Origin of the sequence: Sphingomonas sp. 179-I 2A4 NHS (assembly GCF_045369135.1) — a bacterium.
GTDB lineage: Bacteria > Pseudomonadota > Alphaproteobacteria > Sphingomonadales > Sphingomonadaceae > Sphingomonas.
This window is the reverse complement of sequence record NZ_JBIQFL010000007.1, coordinates 78,278-100,248: the sequence shown is the minus strand read 5'-3', so window position 1 is coordinate 100,248 and position 21,971 is coordinate 78,278. Positions and strand designations below refer to the sequence as shown.

The 21,971-nt window shown below is 65.0% G+C and carries 21 protein-coding genes; 5 read left to right on the top strand and 16 right to left on the bottom strand.

Annotated elements, in window-relative coordinates; translation table 11 throughout:
- Positions 1 to 46: 46 nt before the first annotated feature.
- From ACH0CP_RS13410 to ACH0CP_RS13380, 7 genes are all read right to left on the bottom strand, one after another.
- Complete coding sequence (locus ACH0CP_RS13410) at positions 47 to 3,571, bottom strand: DEAD/DEAH box helicase (protein WP_406889497.1); 3,525 nt, start codon at positions 3,569 to 3,571, stop codon at positions 47 to 49.
- Entirely contained in the window at positions 3,555 to 4,334 is a 780-nt protein-coding gene (locus ACH0CP_RS13405; RefSeq protein WP_272695468.1) for a Hachiman antiphage defense system protein HamA, read from the bottom strand. Before ACH0CP_RS13405 ends, ACH0CP_RS13410 begins: the two co-directional genes overlap by 17 nt.
- A gap of 173 nt (positions 4,335 to 4,507) precedes the next feature.
- A complete protein-coding gene (locus ACH0CP_RS13400) occupies positions 4,508 to 5,308 on the bottom strand; it encodes a trypsin-like peptidase domain-containing protein (protein WP_406889495.1) in 801 nt (266 codons plus the stop codon).
- A 134-nt stretch (positions 5,309 to 5,442) separates the two neighbouring features.
- Positions 5,443 to 5,952, bottom strand: coding sequence for an Hsp20/alpha crystallin family protein (locus ACH0CP_RS13395; RefSeq protein ID WP_406889494.1), 510 nt, complete (start codon positions 5,950 to 5,952; stop codon positions 5,443 to 5,445).
- 68 nt (positions 5,953 to 6,020) lie between these two features.
- Complete coding sequence (locus ACH0CP_RS13390) at positions 6,021 to 6,527, bottom strand: Hsp20 family protein (RefSeq protein WP_406889492.1); 507 nt, start codon at positions 6,525 to 6,527, stop codon at positions 6,021 to 6,023.
- A gap of 94 nt (positions 6,528 to 6,621) precedes the next feature.
- On the bottom strand, positions 6,622 to 7,278 hold the full coding sequence (locus ACH0CP_RS13385) for an HdeD family acid-resistance protein (protein ID WP_406889490.1): 657 nt from the start codon (positions 7,276 to 7,278) through the stop codon (positions 6,622 to 6,624).
- A gap of 95 nt (positions 7,279 to 7,373) precedes the next feature.
- Positions 7,374 to 7,634 (bottom strand): hypothetical protein, encoded by a 261-nt coding sequence (locus ACH0CP_RS13380; RefSeq protein ID WP_406889622.1) that lies wholly within the window; start codon positions 7,632 to 7,634, stop codon positions 7,374 to 7,376.
- On the opposite strand from ACH0CP_RS13380, the gene ACH0CP_RS13375 reads away from it, so the two are divergent.
- Together ACH0CP_RS13375 and ACH0CP_RS13370 are read left to right on the top strand one after the other, a co-directional pair.
- Positions 7,633 to 8,394 (top strand): SDR family NAD(P)-dependent oxidoreductase, encoded by a 762-nt coding sequence (locus ACH0CP_RS13375; RefSeq protein WP_406889615.1) that lies wholly within the window; start codon positions 7,633 to 7,635, stop codon positions 8,392 to 8,394. The genes ACH0CP_RS13380 and ACH0CP_RS13375 overlap by 2 nt on opposite strands.
- Positions 8,391 to 9,587, top strand: a complete 1,197-nt coding sequence (locus tag ACH0CP_RS13370) for a TCR/Tet family MFS transporter (RefSeq protein WP_406889488.1) — start codon at positions 8,391 to 8,393, stop codon at positions 9,585 to 9,587. Before ACH0CP_RS13375 ends, ACH0CP_RS13370 begins: the two co-directional genes overlap by 4 nt.
- A 40-nt stretch (positions 9,588 to 9,627) precedes the next feature.
- Here ACH0CP_RS13370 and ACH0CP_RS13365 read toward each other — a convergent pair whose 3' ends face one another.
- Positions 9,628 to 10,014, bottom strand: a complete 387-nt coding sequence (locus ACH0CP_RS13365) for a hypothetical protein (protein ID WP_406889486.1) — start codon at positions 10,012 to 10,014, stop codon at positions 9,628 to 9,630.
- Between the two features lie 203 nt (positions 10,015 to 10,217).
- Complete coding sequence (locus ACH0CP_RS13360; RefSeq protein WP_406889483.1) at positions 10,218 to 11,030, bottom strand: AraC family transcriptional regulator; 813 nt, start codon at positions 11,028 to 11,030, stop codon at positions 10,218 to 10,220.
- A 135-nt stretch (positions 11,031 to 11,165) separates the two neighbouring features.
- Between ACH0CP_RS13360 and ACH0CP_RS13355 the strand changes: the two genes are divergently transcribed.
- Together ACH0CP_RS13355 and ACH0CP_RS13350 are read left to right on the top strand one after the other, a co-directional pair.
- A complete protein-coding gene (locus ACH0CP_RS13355) occupies positions 11,166 to 11,861 on the top strand; it encodes an O-methyltransferase (protein WP_406889481.1) in 696 nt (231 codons plus the stop codon).
- A gap of 89 nt (positions 11,862 to 11,950) precedes the next feature.
- The gene (locus ACH0CP_RS13350) at positions 11,951 to 12,604 is read left to right on the top strand and encodes a siderophore-interacting protein (protein WP_406889479.1); all 654 of its coding nucleotides are present in this window, start codon (positions 11,951 to 11,953) and stop codon (positions 12,602 to 12,604) included.
- Positions 12,605 to 12,676: 72 nt separating this feature from the next.
- Here the strand turns inward: ACH0CP_RS13350 and ACH0CP_RS13345 are convergent, their stop codons facing one another.
- The 4 genes from ACH0CP_RS13345 to ACH0CP_RS13330 are packed head-to-tail and all read right to left on the bottom strand — an operon-like array spanning position 12,677 to position 16,669.
- Positions 12,677 to 13,786 carry a helix-turn-helix domain-containing protein gene (locus tag ACH0CP_RS13345; RefSeq protein ID WP_406889477.1) on the bottom strand — a complete coding sequence of 370 codons (1,110 nt, stop codon included), beginning with the start codon at positions 13,784 to 13,786 and terminating at the stop codon, positions 12,677 to 12,679.
- A gap of 3 nt (positions 13,787 to 13,789) precedes the next feature.
- Positions 13,790 to 14,920: a tyrosine-type recombinase/integrase gene (locus ACH0CP_RS13340; RefSeq protein ID WP_406889474.1), complete on the bottom strand. Its 1,131-nt coding sequence runs from the start codon at positions 14,918 to 14,920 to the stop codon at positions 13,790 to 13,792.
- Entirely contained in the window at positions 14,913 to 16,154 is a 1,242-nt protein-coding gene (locus tag ACH0CP_RS13335) for a TIR domain-containing protein (protein WP_406889472.1), read from the bottom strand. The genes ACH0CP_RS13340 and ACH0CP_RS13335 overlap by 8 nt, the downstream gene beginning before the upstream one ends.
- Positions 16,142 to 16,669: a hypothetical protein gene (locus tag ACH0CP_RS13330; protein WP_272695478.1), complete on the bottom strand. Its 528-nt coding sequence runs from the start codon at positions 16,667 to 16,669 to the stop codon at positions 16,142 to 16,144. The genes ACH0CP_RS13335 and ACH0CP_RS13330 overlap by 13 nt, the downstream gene beginning before the upstream one ends.
- A gap of 176 nt (positions 16,670 to 16,845) precedes the next feature.
- Between ACH0CP_RS13330 and ACH0CP_RS13325 the strand changes: the two genes are divergently transcribed.
- Positions 16,846 to 17,874, top strand: a complete 1,029-nt coding sequence (locus ACH0CP_RS13325; RefSeq protein ID WP_406889469.1) for a hypothetical protein — start codon at positions 16,846 to 16,848, stop codon at positions 17,872 to 17,874.
- Positions 17,875 to 17,890: 16 nt separating this feature from the next.
- Here ACH0CP_RS13325 and ACH0CP_RS13320 read toward each other — a convergent pair whose 3' ends face one another.
- The 3 genes from ACH0CP_RS13320 to ACH0CP_RS13310 all read right to left on the bottom strand — a co-directional run bounded on the left by ACH0CP_RS13320 (position 17,891) and on the right by ACH0CP_RS13310 (position 21,552).
- Positions 17,891 to 18,913: a ParB/RepB/Spo0J family partition protein gene (locus ACH0CP_RS13320; protein WP_406889467.1), complete on the bottom strand. Its 1,023-nt coding sequence runs from the start codon at positions 18,911 to 18,913 to the stop codon at positions 17,891 to 17,893.
- A gap of 49 nt (positions 18,914 to 18,962) precedes the next feature.
- On the bottom strand, positions 18,963 to 20,162 hold the full coding sequence (locus ACH0CP_RS13315; protein ID WP_406889466.1) for an AAA family ATPase: 1,200 nt from the start codon (positions 20,160 to 20,162) through the stop codon (positions 18,963 to 18,965).
- A gap of 166 nt (positions 20,163 to 20,328) precedes the next feature.
- Complete coding sequence (locus tag ACH0CP_RS13310; protein ID WP_406889613.1) at positions 20,329 to 21,552, bottom strand: replication initiation protein; 1,224 nt, start codon at positions 21,550 to 21,552, stop codon at positions 20,329 to 20,331.
- Between the last annotated feature and the right edge of the window lie 419 nt (positions 21,553 to 21,971).

The window sequence follows — 21,971 nt, the reverse complement described above, 5'->3', positions numbered from 1 at the left end:
TCATGATCTCCCAGATGAGATATAGTGGCCCGGCAGATGGGCGCGGCTATGCCACAGCCCAAAGGTCATCGGGACCGAGATAGCTCAGCTCGAGTTGCGCAGGGTTCAGCGCGACGGTCGCGCGGAGAAGGCCACGCCGATTAGAGTTGAGCGGATGCTGCAGGCGGCCGATGCCACGCCCATCGGCAGAGAGCACTAACGGCTGGCCGTTCCAGATATGCAAGCTCACGGGAGAGCCGGGCGGAGCCGGCGCCGCGAACCACTCGACATTTCCCGTATAGTCTCGCCGTGCCCACGTCCGGTTAGCGGGAGGCGCTGCCTCCTGCACGAACTCTAGCCACATTGCTCGCGTCTCGGGAGAAGGCCAGTCCGGCTGCGCTGACCAGGCCGCCAGGCCAGGTGAGCGCAGCCAGGTCCGCAGCTCCGCACCGGACGTGAAGGTCGCGTTCGTGTCCACGACGGCCTTGATCGCTGCCAAACGCGAGTTGAAGCCTGCCTGGATGAGAATGGAAGCCGACCGGTTCATCGTGCCGGTTTCTACGGCAGGGACCGCCAGGCCCAGCTCATGATCGGCGAGCGCCAGGCCGAAGACGCCAACGACATCGCCATTGGCGGCCGCACGCACGCGAAGAGCCTCCATCGCCCAGGGCAGGCGATAGACGAGGCCGCCCTCGATGAACTGCAGCGCATCGCCTTCCTGCCCGGCGACGGCGGCCGCGAGTGGCTGCCCAAGCAACCAGCAGCGAAGAATGTCGCGCCAGTTTCCCGGGAATGGGTCCGGCTCGAACGGATAGAAGGAGAAAACTCGCTCTGCGATGCCGGTGATCGCCGCGATGGCAGCCTCGTGATCTCCAATCAGAAGTGCGGCGTTCGCCTGCACAAGAAGGTCGTTGGCCTCAGGCGCCACCGCGTCGAGCGCGTGACCCGCTTCGAGACCCAGCCCCGCAAGAAAATAGCCGCGGCGCGAGACGGCGGTCGAATTGGCCCAGATGAAGCGGCTCCGGGTGACGAGCGTCGCACGATAAGCGGCACGCGACCCGTCATCGAGGCGCTCCAGGCGGCGGTTCCAGAGGGAGGACTGAAGGACCGTATCAAGCGCGGCTTCGATCTGGTCATCGGGAACATCGGCTTCGCCGATCAGGCTAAGGATCGCGGTATCGAGCGTCGCCATGGAGCGCTCCCATTGCTTGAGCGCTCGTTCGCGCTTTTCGGGGATCTCGCCCGCCACTTCGGGGAAGGTCCACGCCGCGGCGTTGTTGACCACATAATCGATGAGCTGATCGAGATTGCCGCCGATGCGGGCGTGCATCCTCTTCAGGAGCGCAAAGATGAGCTGAACGAGGCCGCTCTCCATCTCGCGGGCGCCGAGATCCCCAATCAGGCCGACCCACTCGTCATGTTTCTTGTTCTGGGTGTCGCTGAAGATCGGGAATAGCACCAGGCCTTCGACGTCGACATAGGCGCGCCCAGCGCGTCCAATCACGTTCTTGAACTCCGAAACCTTGATCTTCTCGCCATGCCGATAGAGCGAATGCATGACGACCGCCGTCGCGGAGAGGTTGAGCCCCTGCGCGAGAGTGGGCGATGAAATCGTCACCTTCAGAACGCCGTCTCGCAGAAGCCGCTCGACCTCTTTTCGATAGGCGGTCGGGAGAGCGCCGTGGTGGAGCGCCACGCCCAGGCGCAGGCATTTGAGGATATTGCTGTCCGCGCCCAGCCATTCTTCACCGAGCGCGATCGCGGTCTGCAGCCGCGCCGGGTCGACCGTAAGCAGTGACGCAAGCGCGCCTCGCGTGTGGAGATCGACGATGACCTTGGCGAACGGCTCGACGCTGCGCCGCTCCGGGCAATAGATCAGGACAGTCTGTCCATCGTCGACGAGACGCCAGGCGGTGGCAAGGCTGAGCTCCTGCTGGTTGTCGGGAAACAGCCGGGTCCGCAGCTTCTTCGGCGGTACGAAGAGCGGCGGTGCCATGCCGGTTAGGAAACCGGGCACGAAGGGCTGCTCTTCGCCGACCCTCAGGTTGAGGCGGGCTCGGGGCGATGACCAGACCACCTCGCCAAACCGCAGGCGCGTCGGCCGCCAGTCGTCCTTGATGGGGTCGCCAGGCTGGTCGCGACGCAACCATGCCGAGAAATCCTCGAGTTGCGGGCCATCGGGCAATATTGCCGACAGGCAGACGATCCGGCGCTGATCCGCGTCGGGCCGGCGGAGCAGGCGCTGGATCTGGACCTCGTAGCGAACTTCGCGCTCACCGGGACCGATCATGTGGCCCTCATCGAAGACGAGCAGACCGACGTCGTCGAGCAGCGACGGATCGTTTCTCAAGGCGAAGTCGAGCTTCTCCGGAGTTGCAACGACAATGTCCCGCTCGCGGATCGCATCTTCGTCGAACGCAGAGACGCCGATACTGCCGTACAGGGCGGATATGGTCTTTCCGAGCGGGCCGAAGGTACGCTGAAGCGTCGTCTCCGTCTGAGCGGACAGAGCACGAAGCGGCGTCACGAACATCACGCGGCGCCCGGCAGCCAGGCAGCGCAGGATGGAGAGTTCGGCAACCCTCGTCTTCCCGGCGCTGGTCGGTAGCGAGACCACCAGATTGTCAGCCTGATCGACCGCGCGCGCGGCGGCCTCGATCTGTGACGGCCACAAGTCAACTTCTGCCCTCGGCCGACGGGCGAGCAACCCGATAAAGAGCTCGCGCAAGCCCTGCCACGGCGGCGCCTCCCCACCGGCGGGAATGAGAGGCACCCTCTCGTGGAACGTGTTCGACCAAAGGTCGGAAAGCAGATGGATCGCGACCCGATGCGCCCACCATTGCGGCAAGAGGTTCAGCTCAGCGCAAATGGCAAGGCTCTCGCGCAGTTGGGCGATCGCACGGCCAACCAGAGCGCGCTCGCCGCGATCCAGCCCGAGCAGGAACATCGACAGGGCACCGAAGAAGGCATCTGTCAGGGCAAGGTCGATGCCCTCGAATAGGAAATCATGGCCGTCACGCTCGGCCGCTTCGCCGGCAAGCGGCTCGGCAAGACGCTGCTGGAAAAGCGCGGTGATGGCCTCATCCGATCCGCGACCATCGAGGCGGAAGGCATAGACTCGGGCACGCAGCTCGTTGATGTCCCGCCGCATGAGGAGCGCGAGTGCCTGCTCGATGAGCGAGAAGTTGTCCTCCGCGGCCACGACCGCAAGCAGGGAATAGGCACGGGCAGAGAGATGCGCGAGATGATAGCTCGCAGCTGCCATCACGAAGTGAAAGTCGCGGTCGGGTTTGGCCCGATTGCCCTTCGCCATAACCGCCTCAAGCGCGGTCGCGGCCTGCTCGAAGGCAACGCGCGCCTGGGCTGGGTCGCCACCGAGTTCCAGCAGCCGCAGGCCTAGACCGAGGAGCCCATAGCCATAGCTGTGAAGGTCGAAGCTCAGTTGCGCAGAAAAAGCGGGTGCGCCCGCCGGAAGCACCCCCTCCCGCCATATCATCGCCCGCGCCTGACCTCGCGCGATCAGACGACCGCGAAAGCCGGTCGCAGCGGCATCGCTGATGGCAGCAACGATCGCCTCAGGGCTGGTTGGCATTGGCGATCACCTGAGCGTAGACCGCTCCGACAAAGGCGGCGTGACCATCCACGTGCAGCCCTACTCCCCACTGCCCGATCGGGCCTGGATAGGCCTGAAGCGCCTGCGTCAGCAGTGCCTCCGGCGCGTTGCCGGAGAAGGTGAAGAGAAGATGCCGGACATGCTCGGCCGGAATGCCGTGGCGATAGAGAGCCTCGTCGATGGCGTCGACGAGTGGCGCGTCCGTCCCAAGGTCCATCAGCCTCGCGGAGATGAACGACAGGGCGTGCGACGACGGAAGGCCGCCATCCTTGTCGAGCCCCGCGCGCGCTTCCTGCAGCGTCTGCGCCCGCAGGTCGATGCGGCTCTTCGCCTCGGTCTTGAGAAACCTTAGGCGCTGGGTGGCAGGATCGAGGATCATGCCGATCACATCGTCGCCGCGCATCGCCATGTCGCGATGGTCCTTCCATCGCAATCGCTTGATGGGAGCCCGGTAGCCGCTGTGGGCGTCGATCCATTCGGTCGCGTAGATCTCCCCCAGATCACCGGAGCGTATCTGCGGCGTTTGCGGAAGAAGATCGGTAACCAACTTGGCTGCCGCCGGCTTGCCCAGCCGGGCAAGCGCCGCGGCGAGACGCTCTTCCGCCGCATAGTGGGCGGGAACCGCTGACGCCGTCAGCTGGATGCCTTGCGCAGCGTGCGCTGCGCGTCCAGTCATCACGCGAACATGGTGATTGCCCAGAGGAGTGTCGGTCGCGTCGCACCAATCGTTGAACTGAACCATCCACCCGTTCCAAGAGGGCAGCTCAATGCCCGACTATCCCCATACGCAATGTCGTCCTACACGCGAGCGCATGTCCACCTTCTAATTCATCCAGCGCTTATCCAGCCAGTCGCGATCGGCTCCAGCTTAACGAACAGGCCTGCAGCGGCACAATCTGGGGCATGATGGATGGGTCAGCTCTCGACGGAGGCTAGTCGCGTGCCGGCAATCCGCTCGACCACTCGCCGCGCGACATCCGATGGCACCGCGAGCCCGATACCGACATTGCCGCCGCTGGGTCCGATGATCGCGCTGTTGATGCCGATGACCTCGCCCCGCATGTTGATCAATGGCCCACCCGAGTTTCCCGGGTTGATTGGGGCATCGGTCTGCACATAGGGCGGTCCCCCGGCCGAGGGAGCCCGAACGGCACTGATGATGCCGGCGGTGACGGTTTGACCCACCTCGAAGGGATTGCCGATCGCCACCACATAGTCCCCGACATGGGCCTTGGCGGAGACCCCTAGCGGCAAGGCCTTCAGCCCTTGCGCGGGAATCCTGAGGACAGCGATATCCGTCGCCGGGTCGCTTCCGAGCAGCTCGGCCTCCACCTGCCGGTCTCCGATACCTACCGCAATCGCACGCGCGGGGGAGACGACATGCTGGTTGGTGACGACCAATCCTCGTTCGGCATCGACGACAAAGCCTGATCCGGCCGAAATGCGGGGCGCGAGCGCTTCATCTGGAACCCCCATGAACAAGCGATAATAGGGATCTCGGAGCAGCGGGTTCTGGGCGTAGGGCGAGCTCTGCAGAACCGCTATGTTGACGACTGCGGGCGCGACCCGCTCCACAAGCGGCGCCAGCGTCAGCCGGTTGAGAGGCACGGCGTCGGTCGCAACCGTTCGCGGTGCCGTGGCGTCCGCGATCCCGCTGCTCGTCAGCATCTCCACTGCAGCACCGCCCAGGGTGGCGCCGGCAAACGTGACCGCCAAGATCAGTGCTCCCCAGATTCCCCTACCCCGCCGTCCTGATCGAACCATGCCTTTCTCCCTGTCTGGTCATCGGGCGGCTAGAAGCCGCTCTTATAGATTGAAGCGCGCCGCCCTCGAGCCGGCGCGCCAGTCGATCAGTGTTGCGTTGCACCGCTGCCGACGGGAATGCGGCGACCGCGGGCGGTCCGCTGCGCCTTGGGCATGCGAACCGTCAGCACGCCATTGCGGAACTCCGCCCGGCAATTCTCTTCATCGGCGCCTTCCGGCAGCACGACAGACCGTTCGAAGCGGCCATAGTAGCGCTCCGACCAGCCCTGATCCTTCTCGTCGTGCTCGCTCCGCTTCTCGCCCCGGAGGGTCAGCACACCGTCGTCGACCGTGACCTCGATATCGCTTTCCGTGAGGCCCGGAAGCTCGGCGGTGACCGTCACCTGATCGCCGCTCTCCTTCACTTCCAGGCTGGGCCACCCGGGCGCATTGCTGGACAGAGCGATGCCGCCCACGAGCGGTGCCCGGAAGAAGTCCTCGAACAGCCGGTCCATCTCACGGCGGAGCTGGAGGTAAGGGCTGGGCACTTCGTCCCGGAAAAGCGCAGGCGCCGGGTTCTCCTGCCGGCGCCATGGAATCAAATCACGCACTGCCATGATTCGTCTCCTGGTTTGCTGGCGAAGAGGGCTCGCCGCCCGAGGAGGCACGGCGAGCCCGATCGGCATCAGGCAGCTTCGAGCTGCTTGGTGCCTACGTTCGTCTGTTCATTGTTGTTCGCGGACGAGTCCTCGATGCGGCGGGCGTTGTCACCGGCCGCGCCGATGCTGATCTTCCGCGGCTTCATGGCCTCGGGAATCTCGCGCACCAACTCGATCGAGAGCATCCCGTCCTTGAGCTCCGCGTTCTTCACCTGGACATAATCGGCCAGGCCGAAGCGGCGCTCGAAGTCGCGCGTGGCGATGCCGCGATGAATATAGCGGCTATCGGCGTTCTCCTGCTTGCGGCCGGTAACCACCAGCAGGTTCTGCTGCGCGACAACTTCGATCTCGTCGGGACGGAAGCCCGCCACCGCCATGTTGATGCGGTACTGGTCTTCCCCCTCGCTTACGAGATCGAACGGGGGGTAGTTGTCGGTGATCTGCGAAGTCAGGCCGTTCTCGAGAAGATCGAACAGCCGGTCGAAGCCGACAGTCGAGCGCCGGAACGGCGTGAAGTCATAGCTGGTCCTCATAAACAAGTCCTCCTTTGAGCAACGAGTGTATGAAGAGCGTCCGAGAGAGCGGACGCACTCTCCATGCCGGATCCTTTCGGCACCCGGCGATAGATTATTTGGTTTCGTCAGAACGGCTTTCAAGACCATTCTCAGCCTTCTGAAGTCGCCTCAGGCGCACACCGAGACCGATCAGGGTAAAGCCGGCGAAGAACGCCCAGGCAGCGATGACCCAGGCGACCGACAGGATGCTGGCGATCGGGTGGATCCACAGCATGGCCCAGACCCACAGGCCGAGCAGGACCGACAGCACGCCAGAGATTGCGAGCAGCCATTCGCCCTTGATCTCCTTGCGCAGGCGAACCGCGGCTGCGATCTCGAGGAAGCCGGTGAGGAGCGCCCAGCCGATGAGGATGCCCAGGGTCACCAAGGCATAGCTCACGGTGGCCACCTCCGGCATCAACGCCACGAGGACGGCAGCGGCGACACCGATGACGCCGCGCAGGACCAGCGCCCACCAGCGATCCTCCTTCTTCGTTGCACCGCGAACGCCGGCAATCAGCGAGAGGATGCCGTCAGCGCCGGCATAGGCAGCGAAGACCAGGGTGAAGGCGAACAGAGCATTTAGCGGGAACAGCACCGTGACGACGCCGAGCAGAAGCGCGAGGGCACCACGAAAAACGAACCAACCCCAGTTCCGCCTGAGCAGCGCAGAACCTCGGGCGTAAGCACTCCCCAAAGACAAGGGGGAGGTAGCAGACATTGCGGTCATATCATCTCTCCCAGTTCGACAGCGAGGCCAACGCGGGAGCCCTGATCAGGCACTCTCGCGCCGGCGACCAACGTGCGGGAAGATAGGAGCGGCTTTCATGATTTGAATAGTTGCCTGCACTCACGAGCGTTGGTGCGGTCGACATGTTGCAGCACGAGCCTCGGCGAGCTATCGTCCTTCCTGTCGGAAAAGGCAGACTTGGTCTGGTCAGCCCAAGTCCTTTCGGAAACGAAAGCTCTGGTCTTCGGCTTCGTGCCCGAGATCCCCACGACGAACACCGAACGCCGCGCGGCGTCCGCCTGTTCGTCCGTGCGGGCCTCGCGGAACGAGGAACGCTCCGGTCGAACATCGACCATGGAGCTGTTCCCAATGCCCACCACTCACTCTCGCGTCGCGCTCATCTCCGGCGCAAGTCGCCCACTCGGCTTGGGCTTCGCCGTGGCGCGCCATCTCGCCGAACGGGACCACCACGTCATCCTCGCCGCGCGGAACGTCGCCCAGGGGGAAGAGCTGGCAGAGGCCCTGCGCAGCGACGGCCTCGTCGCAAGCGCGTTTGCGCTAGACCTCGCTGATCAGGCCAGCGTGCAGCGGCTGTCGGTCGAACTTTCCGGGATGGTCGATCACCTCGACGTGCTCATCAACAACGCGAGCGCCATGCCGGACTTCACCTCCCGGTCGGCGCTGGACGTGGATATGGATTCACTGCACACGCTGTTCCAGACCAATGTGTTCGGCTGCTGGAGCCTGACCCTGGCGCTGCTTCCGCTGCTTCGACAGGCGCCCGCTGCCCGCATCGTCAACGTGACGAGCGCAGCGGCCTGGCAAATCGGCAAGCGGACACCCGGCCTCTTGTTCTCGCCCGCTTACTCGCTCGCCAAGTTTACGCTCAACGCCCTGACCGTGACGCTCGCGGCGGCGCTGGCCGACAGTCCGATCCTGGTGAATGCAGTCGATCCGGGATCGGTCGCGAGCCACCCCGAGCGCGGTGACGACAAGGACGATCGGTCGCCCTCAGAGGCTGCCGCGGGTGTGGTGTGGGCCGCGACGCTCGGCGCTGACGGTCCAACGGGCGGCTTCTTCCAGGACGGCGCACCGCTGCCGGCACCGACCCTGTGAACAGGCCGCTGGTCGTCATCTTCGCCGCTATCGCGCTCGATGCGATCGGCATCGGACTGATCTTCCCGATCCTGCCTCGCCTGATCGAGGAGGTGACACAGGCCCGCGACGTGGCATCCTATCTCGGCGTCCTCACCGCTCTGTATGCGGCGATGCAGTTCGCATTCGCGCCTGTCTTGGGAGCGCTGAGCGACCGGCTGGGCCGCCGGCCGGTCCTGCTGATCTCGCTTGGCGGCGCCGCACTCAATTACCTGCTGATGGCGCTTGCCCCCTCACTCGCGCTGCTGATCCTGGGACGAGCAATCGCCGGGCTCACCAGCGCCAATATCGCGGTCGCGACCGCCTACATCACCGATATCTCTCCGGAGGGAACGCGGGCCAAGCGTTTCGGTATTTTCAACGCGATGTTCGGCATCGGCTTCATCCTGGGGCCGGTGATCGGCGGCGTTCTTGGTGATTATTGGCTGCGGCTGCCCTTCATCGCCGCCGCCATACTGAACGCTGCCAACCTCCTGCTTGCTCTGTTCGTGCTTCCGGAATCTCGCCGGGCAAGCGCTAGCAGGATCGACCTCGCCGCACTCAATCCCCTGAGGCCCCTACGATGGGCGCTTTCGATGCGGTCCCTCCTGCCCGTCATCGCGACCTTCTTCGTGCTCAGCGCGAGCGGCGAAGTCTATGGCGTATGCTGGGCCTTATGGGGTGACGACGTGTTCCAATGGAACGGCCTGTGGATCGGTCTTTCGCTTGGGACCTTTGGCGTGTGCCAATCGCTGGCGCAGGCCTTTTTGCCTGGCCCCGCCGTGCGCGCCCTTGGTGAGCGCGGGGCGATCCTGACTGGGATCATGGCCGCTTGCCTGGCGCTCGCCGTACTGGCTTTTGCAACCCAGGGGTGGATCGTCTTCGTGGTCATGCCGGTGATGGCGTTGGCCGGCATCGGGACGCCGGCGTTGCAGTCACTTGCCACTCGCCTCGTCGATGATGATCGACAGGGCCAATTCCAAGGAGTCCTGGCGTCAGCGATGAGCTTGGCGTCGATCTTCGGTCCCCTCCTGTTTTCGACGGTCTATTTCGCGGTTCGCGAACGTTGGCCGGGCGCGATCTGGCTGTCTGCAATGATCGTCAACGCTGTCGCCGTACCGCTCGTCATGGGCTTGCGATTTCGACCACGCGTCAATGTCGGCACCGAGCGATGAGGTTCGCGCGCGATGCTCGGCGCTGCGCCGGGATCTGGGCTCAATGAACCGGAAGATGGCCGAACGTCAGCGCGAGCATGATCCGCGTCGAGCACAACGCGCAATCGAACCCAGTGCCCGGGCCTGCCGAGGAGTTCGGGCAGCGACCCGGCGCCCCTTCGACCAGGCCGACCAACAGAAGCTCGTCGTCAGACCGGTCTAGCGCCCCGCCTACGGTCAGCGGCCGCCCCAGCGCGCCTTCAAAGAAAAGGCAGAGACTGTCGAACACAGGCGCCAACACCGCGCAGTCATATTCATCGAGCACCCGAGCGATGCACGGCTGGACCGGCTGTCCGGTGTCGCGCGCCTCACGCCAGCATCGCACCGCCTCGACGAGCATCGCCGGAATGGCCGGCGTGGCAGCGGGTGGCTTGAAATGGCGGGTCATCCTCTGTCCTTCCGTTGCTGCCCCTTTCCCTTATTGCGACTCGTTCGCAACGACTAGCTTGCGATCATGACAGGGGCAAGTCGCGCATCGCGAGGCAAATGAGCCATTCAGGGCGGGCTCTCGCCGTCGCAAAGCCGACAGTGTGGATTCCTGAGGCCATTGGGATGTGAGCCCCAGCTTTCTGGAAAGGGCCGATACCGGGATCAGGGCAGCTCGAAGTTGCGCTCCGCCATGTAACGGCCCGGCGAGCTGCCAAGCGCCTTGCGGAACATCGTCACGAAGCTCGGGACGCTTTCATATCCGAGATTCGCGGCGACCTGCTGGATCGACGCGCCGCCGGCGAGCCATCGCACCGCCAGAACCACACCGAACTGCCTGCGCCATCGCCCGAAGCTCATGCCGGTCTCCCGCCGGATGACACGCTCGAACGTCCGAACGCTCATGCCTGTGCTTGCAGCCCAACTCTGCAGCGTCCCCCGCTCGGACGGCGCGTCCATCATCTCGCCGACGATCCGCTTCAGGCGCGGGTCAGCCGGCATCGGCAGGTGCAGGTCTTCCGGTCTGGCCGCCGCCAGTTCGTCGAGGAGCACCGAAACCATCCGAGAGACTGCCCCTCCTTCGGCATAGAGGATCGGCAGGTGAGCGGCCCGAATGAGCAGCTCGCGCAGCAGCGGTGTCACGGCCACCGCACAGCAGCTTGCCGACAGGCGGATGTCGAGGTTGGGTCCGACGAAGGCGCCATAGCCTTCCACTGCGCCTGTTGCCTTGATGGCATGTCGCGTGCCGCCGGGTATCCAGATCGCGCTGCGCGGCGGAACGATCCAGAGCCCCCCATCGACCTCGCAGGTCAGGGCACCGCGCATGACCAGCAGTAGCTGGCTCTTGGCATGGTGATGCGGCTCCAGCTCGAAGTCGCCAAACGTCTCGGAGGCGAACCCGTAGGTGACCAAAGGCCGCGGCACGTCATCGGGTTCGACCCACTCAGCTTCGGTGGAAAGGTCATTCAGCAGCGGCACGGAGGATCGGCCCACATTTGGCGAGATTGAATAACGAACTGACGATTCGTCGCAATGACGCCATCACTTGCTTCCTCTATCTCCAGACCAGACGCACGTCGAGGTGTGCGGCCACGAGACTTTCAGGAGGATATCGTGAATCTGCTGACCAGCGGCCGCGTTGCCGAAACCTTGGCCATGCTCCACCGGGACGCTGAATCGGCCGACGCCCCCTATATCGAGAAGGTGCGCGGTGAGCTCCAAGCGTCAGGCGCCTCGCTCGAGCAGGCGGCAGCGCAGATGATCGCAAATGAACGGCAGGATTACCGCGCTGCCTACAGGGACCATGCCGCACACTTCCTGTCGGTGACACCCGGATACGGCCGCTTCCTCTACGCGATCGCGCGGGCCACGAAGGCAACGCGAATTGTGGAGTTCGGCACATCGATGGGCATCTCGACCATCTATCTGGCGGCCGCGCTCCGGGATAATGGTGGTGGCCATCTCATCGGCTCCGAAATGGAGCCCGCGAAGGTCGCCCGCGCCCGCGCGCACGTCGAGGCGGCGGGGCGCGCCGACCTGGTCGAGATCCGAGAGGGCGACGCGCTGGAGACGCTCCGGGATCTCGACGGCGTGATTGACCTGGCGCTGATCGACGGCGCGTGGTCGCTTTACCTGCCGGTGCTAAAGCTCATCGAGCCGCGCCTGCGAGCCGGCGCCGTGATCCTCGCCGAAAATGCCTTCGCCGAGGACTATCTGGACTATGTTCGCGATGCCGCGAACGGCTACATCGCGCAGACCTTGCCGATCGACGAGGGTCGTGGGAACGAGTTCGCGGTCCGGGTCGGATGACGGACGCGCCCGGATCACGCGGCGCCAGCGCCACATCGCCGGGCCGCCTTGGCAAGGCGATCACGCGCCTGTTCATGAAGCATGCGAACGTGAGCGACATTGAAGATATTGCGCCTCGCTTCAGGTTGGTGACGCTCGAGGGGACGGCCCTTTGCGGTGTCACCTGGTCCCCAGGGCAGAAGCTCCAGATCGCGATGGGCTCCCCGTTCGTGGCGCGGACCTACACCCCTATCGACTGGGACCCTGTCGCAGGCCGCACCCGCTTCCTCGGTTTTGCCCACGGCGACGGGCCCGGGAGCGAATGGCTTCTCAACCTCGGGCTTGGCGATGGATGCGAGGTGTTCGGTCCGCGCAGTTCGCTCGATGCCGATCGCGCCGCTCCTCCGCTTGCGCTGTTCGGCGACGAGACATCGATAGGGCTCGCTTATGCGGTGGTCACAGCGCGCTTGGCCCAGGCGGTTCACTGCTACTTCGAGGTTGAAGATGCCGATAGCGGCCGCCGCGTTCTGGAGCGGCTCGGGCTCGATGATGCGACCCTCGTCGTCAAGCACGATGATGCGCGGAACCTCCAACCCCTTGGAGAGGCGCTGGATGCCTTTGGCACCGCCGGTGCGTCGTTTGTGCTGACCGGACAGGCCGGTACCATCCAGCGCCTCCGCCACAGATTGAAGGATCAAGGGGTGGCGTCGACTCGCATCTTCTCCAAGGCCTATTGGGCCCCCGGAAAGCGAGGCCTCGATTAGGCGTGGCCAGCTCGAATGATGAGAGGCTCTTCCGGACTATGGTTACAGCCGGCCACCCCCGGTCGGTCGCGATCAGCCAAAGACAGTTGCCTGCCTCACACGGCGGAGGAAATCCGAGATCAGCTGGTCATCATCGACGTCCTGAACGATGCGGGGTCGGAGAGTCCGGACTGCGGAGGTGTTGGGGAACCAGGCGCCAAAACGCTCGCTCTCGCCAAGGCCCTGCAGCGACAGCGTGATCGCGAACGGCCCTACGATACCCTGCTCGGCAAGGAAGGCGGCGATCGCTGCCAGATAGCGCTTCGCCGCCTCGTTGAACTCGTGCAGCCCCAGCCTCCCCTCCCCGCTCAGCTGCTGGATGGCAAAGGCTGCCTGGGCATGGACGAACCAGTCATCACGGATGAACAAGCGTTCGATCCCCTGCGACCTCAGGTCCCTGGCGAAGAGCTCATGGCCATCTTCGGCCGCCTTGAACCAGGGATCGGAATGTTCGTGGAATAGGGGTCCGGGGTAGCGGACATGGTCTCCCTGCTCGAACGCCCGGCGCTGATGGTCAAAGTGCTCCTGTGGCAGGATCCCGATCCGCAGTGCCTGGCGTGGGACCACGCGACCGCTGGCGGCAAGCTTGGCATCCTCGCTTGCGGTCAGTTCCTCGAGCCGGCTCATCCACGCGGTCTCGTCGACAAACCTGCTGCGCAGCATCCCCGGATCGATCGGCAGATTGCGCGCGCCCGACCGGATCAGATAGCCGCCAGAAAGCCGGTTCATGAACGGCGCGCCGGCGTGCCGCGGGATCTGAATATCGAGGATGAACCCCTCCTCTAGGTGGATTGGCACGACCTGCACGTCCAAGGGAACGGGCGTGATACCATCCTGGATCACCGTCTGGAGGCGCAGCGCCATCTTGTCCGGATCGCTCGAAATCGGGCGAAAGCTCTCGAAGCGGCCGCCCTTCTCCTCGACGCCGACGATGATCCGGGCAGGGCCTCGGTTCAGAAACGCGACCACATCGTCGAGCAGCCGGACCTTCGCCTCCGGCTTGTCGAGGTTCACTTCCCGCTTGAAATCGAGCTCCTGTCCTTCCTGAAGGCTCCCCTCGGCAATCTCGGAGACGGTTATCGGGTCGAGCGTGCGACGACGCCGTTCCGGCTTGGCGGGTTCCGTCACGGTGATCCTGACCATCGCTCAACGGCTCTCCTGAAAGCGACGTGCGAGGCGCGCCGACGCCCCGCTCTTGGCGGCGAGCCGCGCGCCGTAGCGCATGACGGTCTTGGGGTCGCGCCAGCGATAGGCTTGCATGATCGCGGGCAGGCTCTCGCCAGCGGCGAAATTGTCCTGCGCGACGCCGACCCTGATCGAGTGGCTGGAGACAGCCGCCACCCAGCGCTCCAGCTCGGCTTCGCTCATTGGACCGAGCAGCTTCTTGTCGAACGCCGCGCGAATGAGGCGGCGGTAGATCAGGGTGATCGTGTTCGGGTGAAGAGCCCCCTCCCCCACCGACCGAACCCCTCCGTCGAAATACGTCTCGACCCGCCGGAAAAGCGGCCCGGTCTTTATCCCTCCTGCCTGCCGCCACTCCTCGATCGCCTGCATGGTCGCCGGTGACAGATAGGCGAGCGCGCCCGCCCGTTCGCGGTCGGTCTTGCTCGTGCCTATGAACAGGGTTCCGGATCCATCGGGGTCCGGCCCCTCGATCGCCTCGCACAGGATCGCGACCAGCTCGGAGCGGCGGCAGCCGCTGTCGTACGCCACGCGCAGGAGCGCGCGATCGCGCGCGCCCAGCATGTCGCGCCGGGAGGCCTTGAGCAGATGGGTGAGACAGATTCCGGTCGCCGGATCGTCGAGGTCGCTCACTTCACCCTTGAACCGGATGCCCCGCGCCTGCCGCTGTCGCGTCCCCAGAAGCTTGCGCAAGCCCTTGAGCTCGAGCCGCACCAGCGGCGCCGCGGTCGGGTCCTCGAGCCCGGCCATGCGGTAGGCCCAGCCGATATTCACCAGATAGCGCTCGATCGTCGCCGGCGCCCGCCGTTTCAGCGGATTGCGCGGATCCTGCTCGACTCCCGACAGAGCCCGCAGATAGGCAGCGACCGCATCGGCGTCGGCCCGGGCGGTCGTCAGGCCACGCCGCCGGCACCACTGATCCCAGATCCTCAGGTCCGACAGGAAGGCGCGGATCGTGTTGACCGACCAGGCCCGGGCGGCGGCTGCGACCAGCTGGGGGTCGGCAAGCCGCCGCGCCGGCGCGAGCGCCTCGACCTGCGCAACGATCTCGCTGATCGGCGCCGTCTCGGCACGAACCAGGCCAGGCTCAGCCATGGCTACGCGCGAAGCGCAGGGTCTCGTCGGTGCGAACGAGCTGCACCGCGCGCCAGGGGGCGGAGGCGAGCGCGTGCCGCGCCTTGATGGCACCGACCCGCTCGAGATAGCAGATGGCGCTGTTCATCCGGCGCGGCTCCCATCCCAGCGTTTCGGCGAGCTGCCGCGTGTCGACGGCCCGCTCCTCGCCCGTCACCATCCGGTTGGCCAGCGTGCGCGCGTCCTCGCTTGGACGGAAGGGCATGAACGCCTCGTCGATGTCCACGAACAGCGCCGGTTGCGGGGCATAGTGCCCGATTATGTTCATCTCGCGCAGGTAACCGGCGTCCTTGAGGTCGAGCAGCCCGATCCGCAGGTCATCCGCTGAGATGCCGAGAGCCGCCGGCAGATCGGCGAGGGTCACGATGGGGTCGACGGCCGTCGCATTCGCGCTGGTCTCCACGATGTGCTTGCCGATCGCGATCGCGGCGGGCGACCAGCCTTCCAGCCCGCTCGGAGCCTTCTGCAGGTAACGCGGCGCGTCCCCGAGTGGGGGCTTGCGGCTCACACCATGCAGCCGGTCCACCAGGGCCTTGAGGTCCGCCTCACTGGCGGGATCGATCTTGAGGAACAGCATCGCTTGGAGGAAGGGCGAGAGCTTCGCGGGATCGAGGTCGACGACCAGCGGCACGAACCGGCTCTTGCCGCCGACCTGCTGGACGAGGCCGACGTCGATCTCCTTGGCCACCCATGGCTTGGTGATCGACGTCTCGGTCAACACCACGACGAAGTGGGTCATCGCGCCGAGGCCCTCCTCCATCTTCTGCCGCAGGCTGTCGCCGGGCTCGATCTCCCACTCGTCGAACCAGACGTCGACGCCGTTGGCCATGAGATACTCGGCGACGGGACGGACCCGGTCCTTGTCCTCGCTGGCGTGGGCAAGATAGATTTTCGGGTGCTTTGCCCCGTCGGCGGCATTCATGACCTGAACCTCTCCCGGGTCGACACCCAGACGCTTTTCGAGAAGACGCGCGAAGGCGGGCGACCCGGTCGTGCGGATTGCAACCCTGTTCCCCGACAATCGATCGACGAACACATTGGCGTGACTACCAGTCTCGGGATCGACGATCGAGGCAGCGGCGCCCCTCGCCTTCTCCTCGAGCGCCTGCATCCCAAGCTCGATCGCCTTGGCCTCGATGTCCGCCGCGAACTTGCGGGCGTCGAATGGCCTTCCATTGTGGGTCAACTTGACCATCCGCTGTTGCACTGAACATAGCGGCGCAGCTGGACCAGATCCTCGTCGGCGAGCAGGATCCCCATGGTGGGATAGTTGTCCTGGAGCGACTTGCGGACGCGGCCGTCGTGAACGCACGGGATCAGCAGCGCAAAGGCAGGATTGAAGCGGCGACGTTCCCACCCTGCAGCTTCCTCGAGCTTCGCGGCGTTCCCGCCCAAGTCCGGCTTCTCCAGCAGCAGCCGCGCGAGCACGACCGAGTCCTCGACCGGATCATGTCCGGTGATCGCCGGGTCGCTGGCAATGAACAGCTCCACGGTGGTGCGCACCCGCGGCAGGTGCGGACCCAGCACATGCGAGAGCGTGACGAGGCCATCCGCTTCCAGTTCCGCCAGCGCCGTCCCCAAGGTCTTCCGGGTCTCGCTCGGGAACGCCTCAAGCAACTCATCGCCGAAATGCGTCGGCAGGCCCTTGGGGCTATGCTCGGCCATGTGGCGGCCGAGCCGCTGGGCGAGATCGCTGAGATGGTCGTACACGCTGCTTTTCGTCCCGGTTGGCCGCGACAGGCGGCGCACCGGCGCACCGTGTGCCGGCCCGTATTCCTTACCTTCATATAGAAGCGCCAACAATAGGGTGTTGATAAGGGTCCATTATCAACAGCAGGTGTGCGCCCACGCTAGACGCTGGGCAATGTTTGCGGATACTATCAGGCATGGCTCGCCGTCATCCCGATCTTTCCGCGCCAGCCTGGACTCACGGGCTAGCGTACGAACTCGAAACCACGATGGCCGCCATTGCACGTCTCGATGCACGGATTTCCGCCAGCCATTGCGCCTCGGCGTGGACCCGACGCGCTGCGTGGAGCGGATTTGGTGAGGCGCTGCGGGGGCAAGGGGTCGAGATCGACGAAATCGATATTTTCGGCCAAGCCTGCGGCCTTCCCCTGCCCTCGCGATCACTCCTGCCGACCTTCGGCGACGATCTCGCCGCCCTCGCGGCGTGGCACGAGAGCCTCGCAAGGCGCGGTCCGCGGCACTGGCGCGAGGCCCTCCCCTTCAGCTTCGATCCCCCGGCCGACTGGGGCCAGCGGCCGCTGCTCCTGCGCGCGCTCGAGCTTATCGCCCGGCATGCGCGTGCAGACCGTACCAGCGTGCCTTGGCTGGCGCTCCCGGCGCTACTCCACGATCTCGGGGTGACGCATCGCCCGCTTCCCAATCTGGCATGGGCTGACAAGGCCCTGCGGCTGCAGCCGGACGCGGCAGACGCGATCATCCGGCGCTTCCTAAAGCAGCTGCGTCGCTCCGCCATAACGGGCCTCGAGCGGCTCGAGGCGATCGAGGCCGACAGGCTGCGCTCCGCGCACGCACTGGGACAGGCCCGCCGCCCCGGCGCGCTCCTACCCCTACTGGCGCTCTCTCAAGTCCAACCGGTGCTCAGCCCGCGCGGCGTCGGCGGGCACCTTGGCCTGACCATCTCGGGAGCTGGCAAGCTGCTCGCGCGGGCCGCGAGAGCCGGGCTTCTCGTCGAGGTGAGCGGGCGTCAGAGCTGGCGCGCGTATCTTCCACCGGATCTTGCGCAGGCGTTCGGCTTCGTACCCGCGCGCCGCGGGCGGCCGATCGCGCCACCTCGGCCAAGTCCCGCGCTTGACGCCGTTCTAGCCGACTTCGACGCCGAAATGCGCGCGATCGATGAGCGCCTGGCACGTCTCGGCGTCGGGATGACCGAGCCGACGCCGGCCTGACCTTCGCTGCGGCCGATCAGCTCGTTGGCCAGAACCGGTCGAGGATCTCACCGAGCGCCCTCTCGGCGTCTGCCCGCGTGGCGCCCGCCTCCGGCAACAGGGTCAGCGTGACGCCGGTCCGGCCGTGGCCATCGAGTCGAAGCACCTCCGCGCCTCCCTCCGTCCTGACCGTGGTGTCAGCCTTTCCTGTCTTCTTGGGGGATCCTGTCTTCTTGGGGGCCTCGGCAGCAGCCGCCAGCATGCGCACAACGTCGGCCGGGGCGCGAGCAACGTCATCACCCCGTTTGCGCGCTTCCGCGATGCGGCGCCCTTCGGCGAATACGCGGTCGCGCCGGTCCTCGGGCTTGAGCAGCGGCTTGATCTGGGTAACGTGCTTGATCCCGAGGTCGTGCGGTGACGCAAAGGCGCCGGTCACCTCTGCCGGCAGTCGCGCCAGATCGAGATAACGACTGAGCCAACTCGTCGAGACGTTGATACGCTCGGCCATGTCCTGCTGCTTGCCGCCGTAATAGGCGCCGAGCGCCCGGAGATAATCCCGGGCACGTTCGAAGTCCGAAATATCCTCGCGCGCGCGGTTCTCGATATCGGAAAGCCGGAATGCCTCTTCATCGGTGAGCTCCCGGATCTCGACCAGGAACCGGAAGTCCGGATAATTGTGGCTGCGCAGCCAGCTCACCGACCAGTGCCGTCGCGCGCCGCTAATGACCTCGAAATCGAAGTCCGGATCATCACGTATCCGACGGACCAGCGCCGGAACTTCCTGCTTCCCTTGCGCCTTGAGGCTGTCGATCAGGTCCCGGCAGCGCTCTTCCGAAAGGCCTGCGTAATCGCGGTTATGGCCGTGCCACATCCGGCAGCGAGCAGGGTCGACGAGTTCGGTGGCCCGACTGACGAGCGAGCCGGTCGCCAGCTCCGCCAGTCGCGTACTGCGCCCCGCGAGCACCCCCATCCCCAACCGCGAAGGTCGCGCCGGTGGGTCCGCCGGAGCCTCGATTGCGCCGGCAAGATCGGCAGCGAACGTGCGGTTTTTCGCGCTCATGGCGCCTCTCCTTTATCCGAAATTGCACCGGTGCAATTTTGATCCTCCCTCATGCCAACCCCTCTCGTCTCAGGCGGCTCTCATGGCTTGGCCACATCGAACGGATATCCGTCTCGATCTCCGAATTAACCCCGTCCAAATAGGTCAGGCACCGGTCGCGCACAGATCGGCTCGTGGTGGGACCATCGAGCTCATAAACGGTCATCAGACGCGCGCTCGCATTGTCGATCTCGGCAGAGTCCTTGAGCGGGGTCCGGACCAGCGCGTTGCCGTAAAGCTGACCCATCAGCCCCATCAGCTCACGCTGCATCGACTTGTTCTCATCGACCTTCGAGGCAACGAAGCGGAGAAAGGCAAGGTCGGTGTCCATGCCGTGCTCGAGCAGGACCTGCATCGTCTCGTCGAGCATCGCGAGGTAGGCGGCCGTCGAGGAGAAATCCATCACGGTCGGCGGCACCGGGACCACAAGTGCATTCGCCGCGCGCAGGACCGAAAGCGAAATTGCCCCAAGCGCGGGCGGCGGATCGATCACCACCACATCGTAGCGGTCTGCTACAGAGGCAATCCCCTGCTGCAAGCGATCGAGCAAGGCCCCCTGCCCTCGCGCCATCCTCGCTGCGAGTTCGTATTCCGACTGGAACAGCCGCAGGTTCGCCGGAATGAGATCAAGGCCGTCGAAGTGGGTCGCCCGGATTGCATATTCCAGGCTCACCAACTCGTCCTGGCGGAGGAACGGGTAGAGCGTATCCTCCTCCTGAAGATCGAGATCGGGCACATAGCCAAACAAGGTTGTCGCCGACGCCTGGCTGTCGCAGTCGATGAGCAGGACGCGATAACCCCTGATCGCCAGGAACTGCGCCAGATGCACCGAGATGGTGGACTTCCCCACTCCGCCTTTGAAATTCTGGACGGCCACGACCGCACAGGGATCGTCCGCCGACCGCCAGGGCCGGGTCCCGAACACGCCACGCATGTCGTTCAGTTGCCCGAGCGTGTAGCCGACACGGCGATTGGTTTCGGTGCGACCCGGTTCAGGCAGTCGGCCGTCCTTCTCCGCCTCACGAATGGCTGCGGGCGTGCGGCCGACCAAGTCGGCCGCCTTTCCTATCGTGAAGATCGGTTCCCGCCGCTCGTCAGCGCGCTTGCTCTGCGCCCCGTCCCGAAGTTTCTCGAGGATGTTGGAGCAACGCTCGGCAAGGGCGCTGATTCGGGATCGATCCGGTCGAACCCGCGCAATTGCGGTCGCCATAGGCCATCCTTTCGCTAGACAGCCATTACATGCCCAGTTTGCGCTTTTCCGTCAACGCCACTCTGTTTTTCGAAAGCCGCAAGCCGCGTAGGCCAGGAGTGGCGGCATCCTGTCCGCCTGGGGGCGATTTAGCGAGGGCACGGCGAAAATTGCACCGGTGCAATTTTCAGCTCGGCCGACCCTTCCGCGTGACGTAACTCTCGCAAAAGCCCTGCCACGAGCGCTGCAGCTTGACCCCACTCAGCTTCACCAGTCGATCGCCCATATGACCCCGGTAAGCTTCGGCGATCAGATCCACGTCCCAGCCCCCGCCATGGGAACGCCCGATCGACAGAAACTCCTCGGCGCCCGACCATCGCAGCGAGCCTGAAGGAAAGCTTGCGAACTTGACCCGCGGACGCTCGGCGTCGGCCGACCTCATCCGCCCCGCAGCCTGTCGGACGATGTTCGACACAGCCGAGGCTCGCTCCGCTGATGGAGCCTCACCGACGGCCCCGGCCTGATCCACGGCTTCCTTGGACGTGACGACCACCGGAAGCCGTACCTTCTGCTTCTCACCTGCAAGCTCACCAACAGCGCGAGCGGACTCCACGGTGCCCTCGCGACGGGCTCGGCGCCCGGCTGAATGACGTTCCAGTTCGTCCACGGTGCCGATCTGCGCCGGCGCATCCTTTGCCTCAAAGCGGAATTCCACCTCCGCCACCGCCCTGCCCTGCCGCGTTTCCTTCCACTCCACGCGGAAGTGCGCGAGCTGATCGATCTCGCTCTTTGCGGTTTGCAGGACCTTGCGCCGCAGCTGTGCGAAATCCTTATATACGTCAGGAGCTATGCCCAGCGCCGCTCGCAAAGCCGTGATGTCGCAGCGCCAGGTCGGCTGGCGGCGGTGAATGCGAAGCGCACCGATCTCGTAAAGCTTGAGCGCATAGCTCGATCGGAAGCCGAGGACGGCCTGTCTATTCAGGACCGCGTATGTTTCCGATTCCTGAATTAGCTTGCGAGCGTCCGGGGTGAACTCCCATTCGATCCAGCCGCTCTCGCCGCCATCCTCGTCCTCGGCCTCCTCCTTCGACATCTGGATGAGTGAGAAACGCCGCGTGGCCTTTCGTCCACGCCAGCTTCTGTCGTCTTCTGCGAACAAGGTGCGATGCAGTTCCTCCAGCATATCGGAGATGCGCTCATTGCCCTTGTGGCCGCGGCGAATATCCGCCTTGCGCATCCGGTGCGGCACGTCGCGCCAGGCATCGCCGCCGGCCGTCAGGATCATCAACGCGAGAAGGCGTGAAGCGGTCAGGCTGAGCGACTGGCCCTTGACAAACCGGACCTCGACGAGCTTTCCGGGCTTAGCGAATTCCGCGGTCTGCTTGGAAGCGAGCGCATGCGCAACCCGCATCGCACGGCCGGCTCGCTCTTGATCTTCGTCGTCTAGCTCGACATCCTTTGTCGGCGAATCATCCATAAACAGGCTCCGAGCGCTTGGCTGCCTGACCTGACCTGCAACGTCAAGACAGGACAGGAAAGAGCGTGCCGGTGCGCCCCCAAGCGGTCAGGATGAAAACGGCCGATCCGTGGAGTTCAAAGCGCAGAACTCCACGAGTCGCGCCACAATTCACGCCATCGAGGACCGGGTGGGTTGAACGCGCTGGAAAACAGCGGAAAAGTAGGGCCCCCAAGAAGACAGGGTCACCCCAAGCGGTCAGGACAGGTCCCCCGATTCGGCAGGCATAAGCCCCCACCCGGTCAGGTAACCTCCCCCATCCGGTCAGGATGACGTGAATAAGTCCATGATTGTAGAGGCAAATCCTCCGCTGA

Coding starts and splice junctions, on each gene's coding strand:
- ACH0CP_RS13345 (WP_406889477.1), bottom strand. CDS start 13,786: ATGGTCAGGATCACCGTGACGGAACCCGCCAAGCCGGAACGGCGTCGT.
- ACH0CP_RS13405 (WP_272695468.1), bottom strand. CDS start 4,334: ATGGTTCAGTTCAACGATTGGTGCGACGCGACCGACACTCCTCTGGGC.
- ACH0CP_RS13335 (WP_406889472.1), bottom strand. CDS start 16,154: ATGGTCAAGTTGACCCACAATGGAAGGCCATTCGACGCCCGCAAGTTC.
- ACH0CP_RS13380 (WP_406889622.1), bottom strand. CDS start 7,634: ATGGTCGATGTTCGACCGGAGCGTTCCTCGTTCCGCGAGGCCCGCACG.
- ACH0CP_RS13365 (WP_406889486.1), bottom strand. CDS start 10,014: ATGACCCGCCATTTCAAGCCACCCGCTGCCACGCCGGCCATTCCGGCG.
- ACH0CP_RS13395 (WP_406889494.1), bottom strand. CDS start 5,952: ATGGCAGTGCGTGATTTGATTCCATGGCGCCGGCAGGAGAACCCGGCG.
- ACH0CP_RS13315 (WP_406889466.1), bottom strand. CDS start 20,162: ATGGCGACCGCAATTGCGCGGGTTCGACCGGATCGATCCCGAATCAGC.
- ACH0CP_RS13310 (WP_406889613.1), bottom strand. CDS start 21,552: ATGCGGGTTGCGCATGCGCTCGCTTCCAAGCAGACCGCGGAATTCGCT.
- ACH0CP_RS13410 (WP_406889497.1), bottom strand. CDS start 3,571: ATGCCAACCAGCCCTGAGGCGATCGTTGCTGCCATCAGCGATGCCGCT.
- ACH0CP_RS13340 (WP_406889474.1), bottom strand. CDS start 14,920: ATGGCTGAGCCTGGCCTGGTTCGTGCCGAGACGGCGCCGATCAGCGAG.
- ACH0CP_RS13325 (WP_406889469.1), top strand. CDS start 16,846: ATGGCTCGCCGTCATCCCGATCTTTCCGCGCCAGCCTGGACTCACGGG.
- ACH0CP_RS13320 (WP_406889467.1), bottom strand. CDS start 18,913: ATGAGCGCGAAAAACCGCACGTTCGCTGCCGATCTTGCCGGCGCAATC.
- ACH0CP_RS13385 (WP_406889490.1), bottom strand. CDS start 7,278: ATGACCGCAATGTCTGCTACCTCCCCCTTGTCTTTGGGGAGTGCTTAC.
- ACH0CP_RS13375 (WP_406889615.1), top strand. CDS start 7,633: ATGGAGCTGTTCCCAATGCCCACCACTCACTCTCGCGTCGCGCTCATC.
- ACH0CP_RS13390 (WP_406889492.1), bottom strand. CDS start 6,527: ATGAGGACCAGCTATGACTTCACGCCGTTCCGGCGCTCGACTGTCGGC.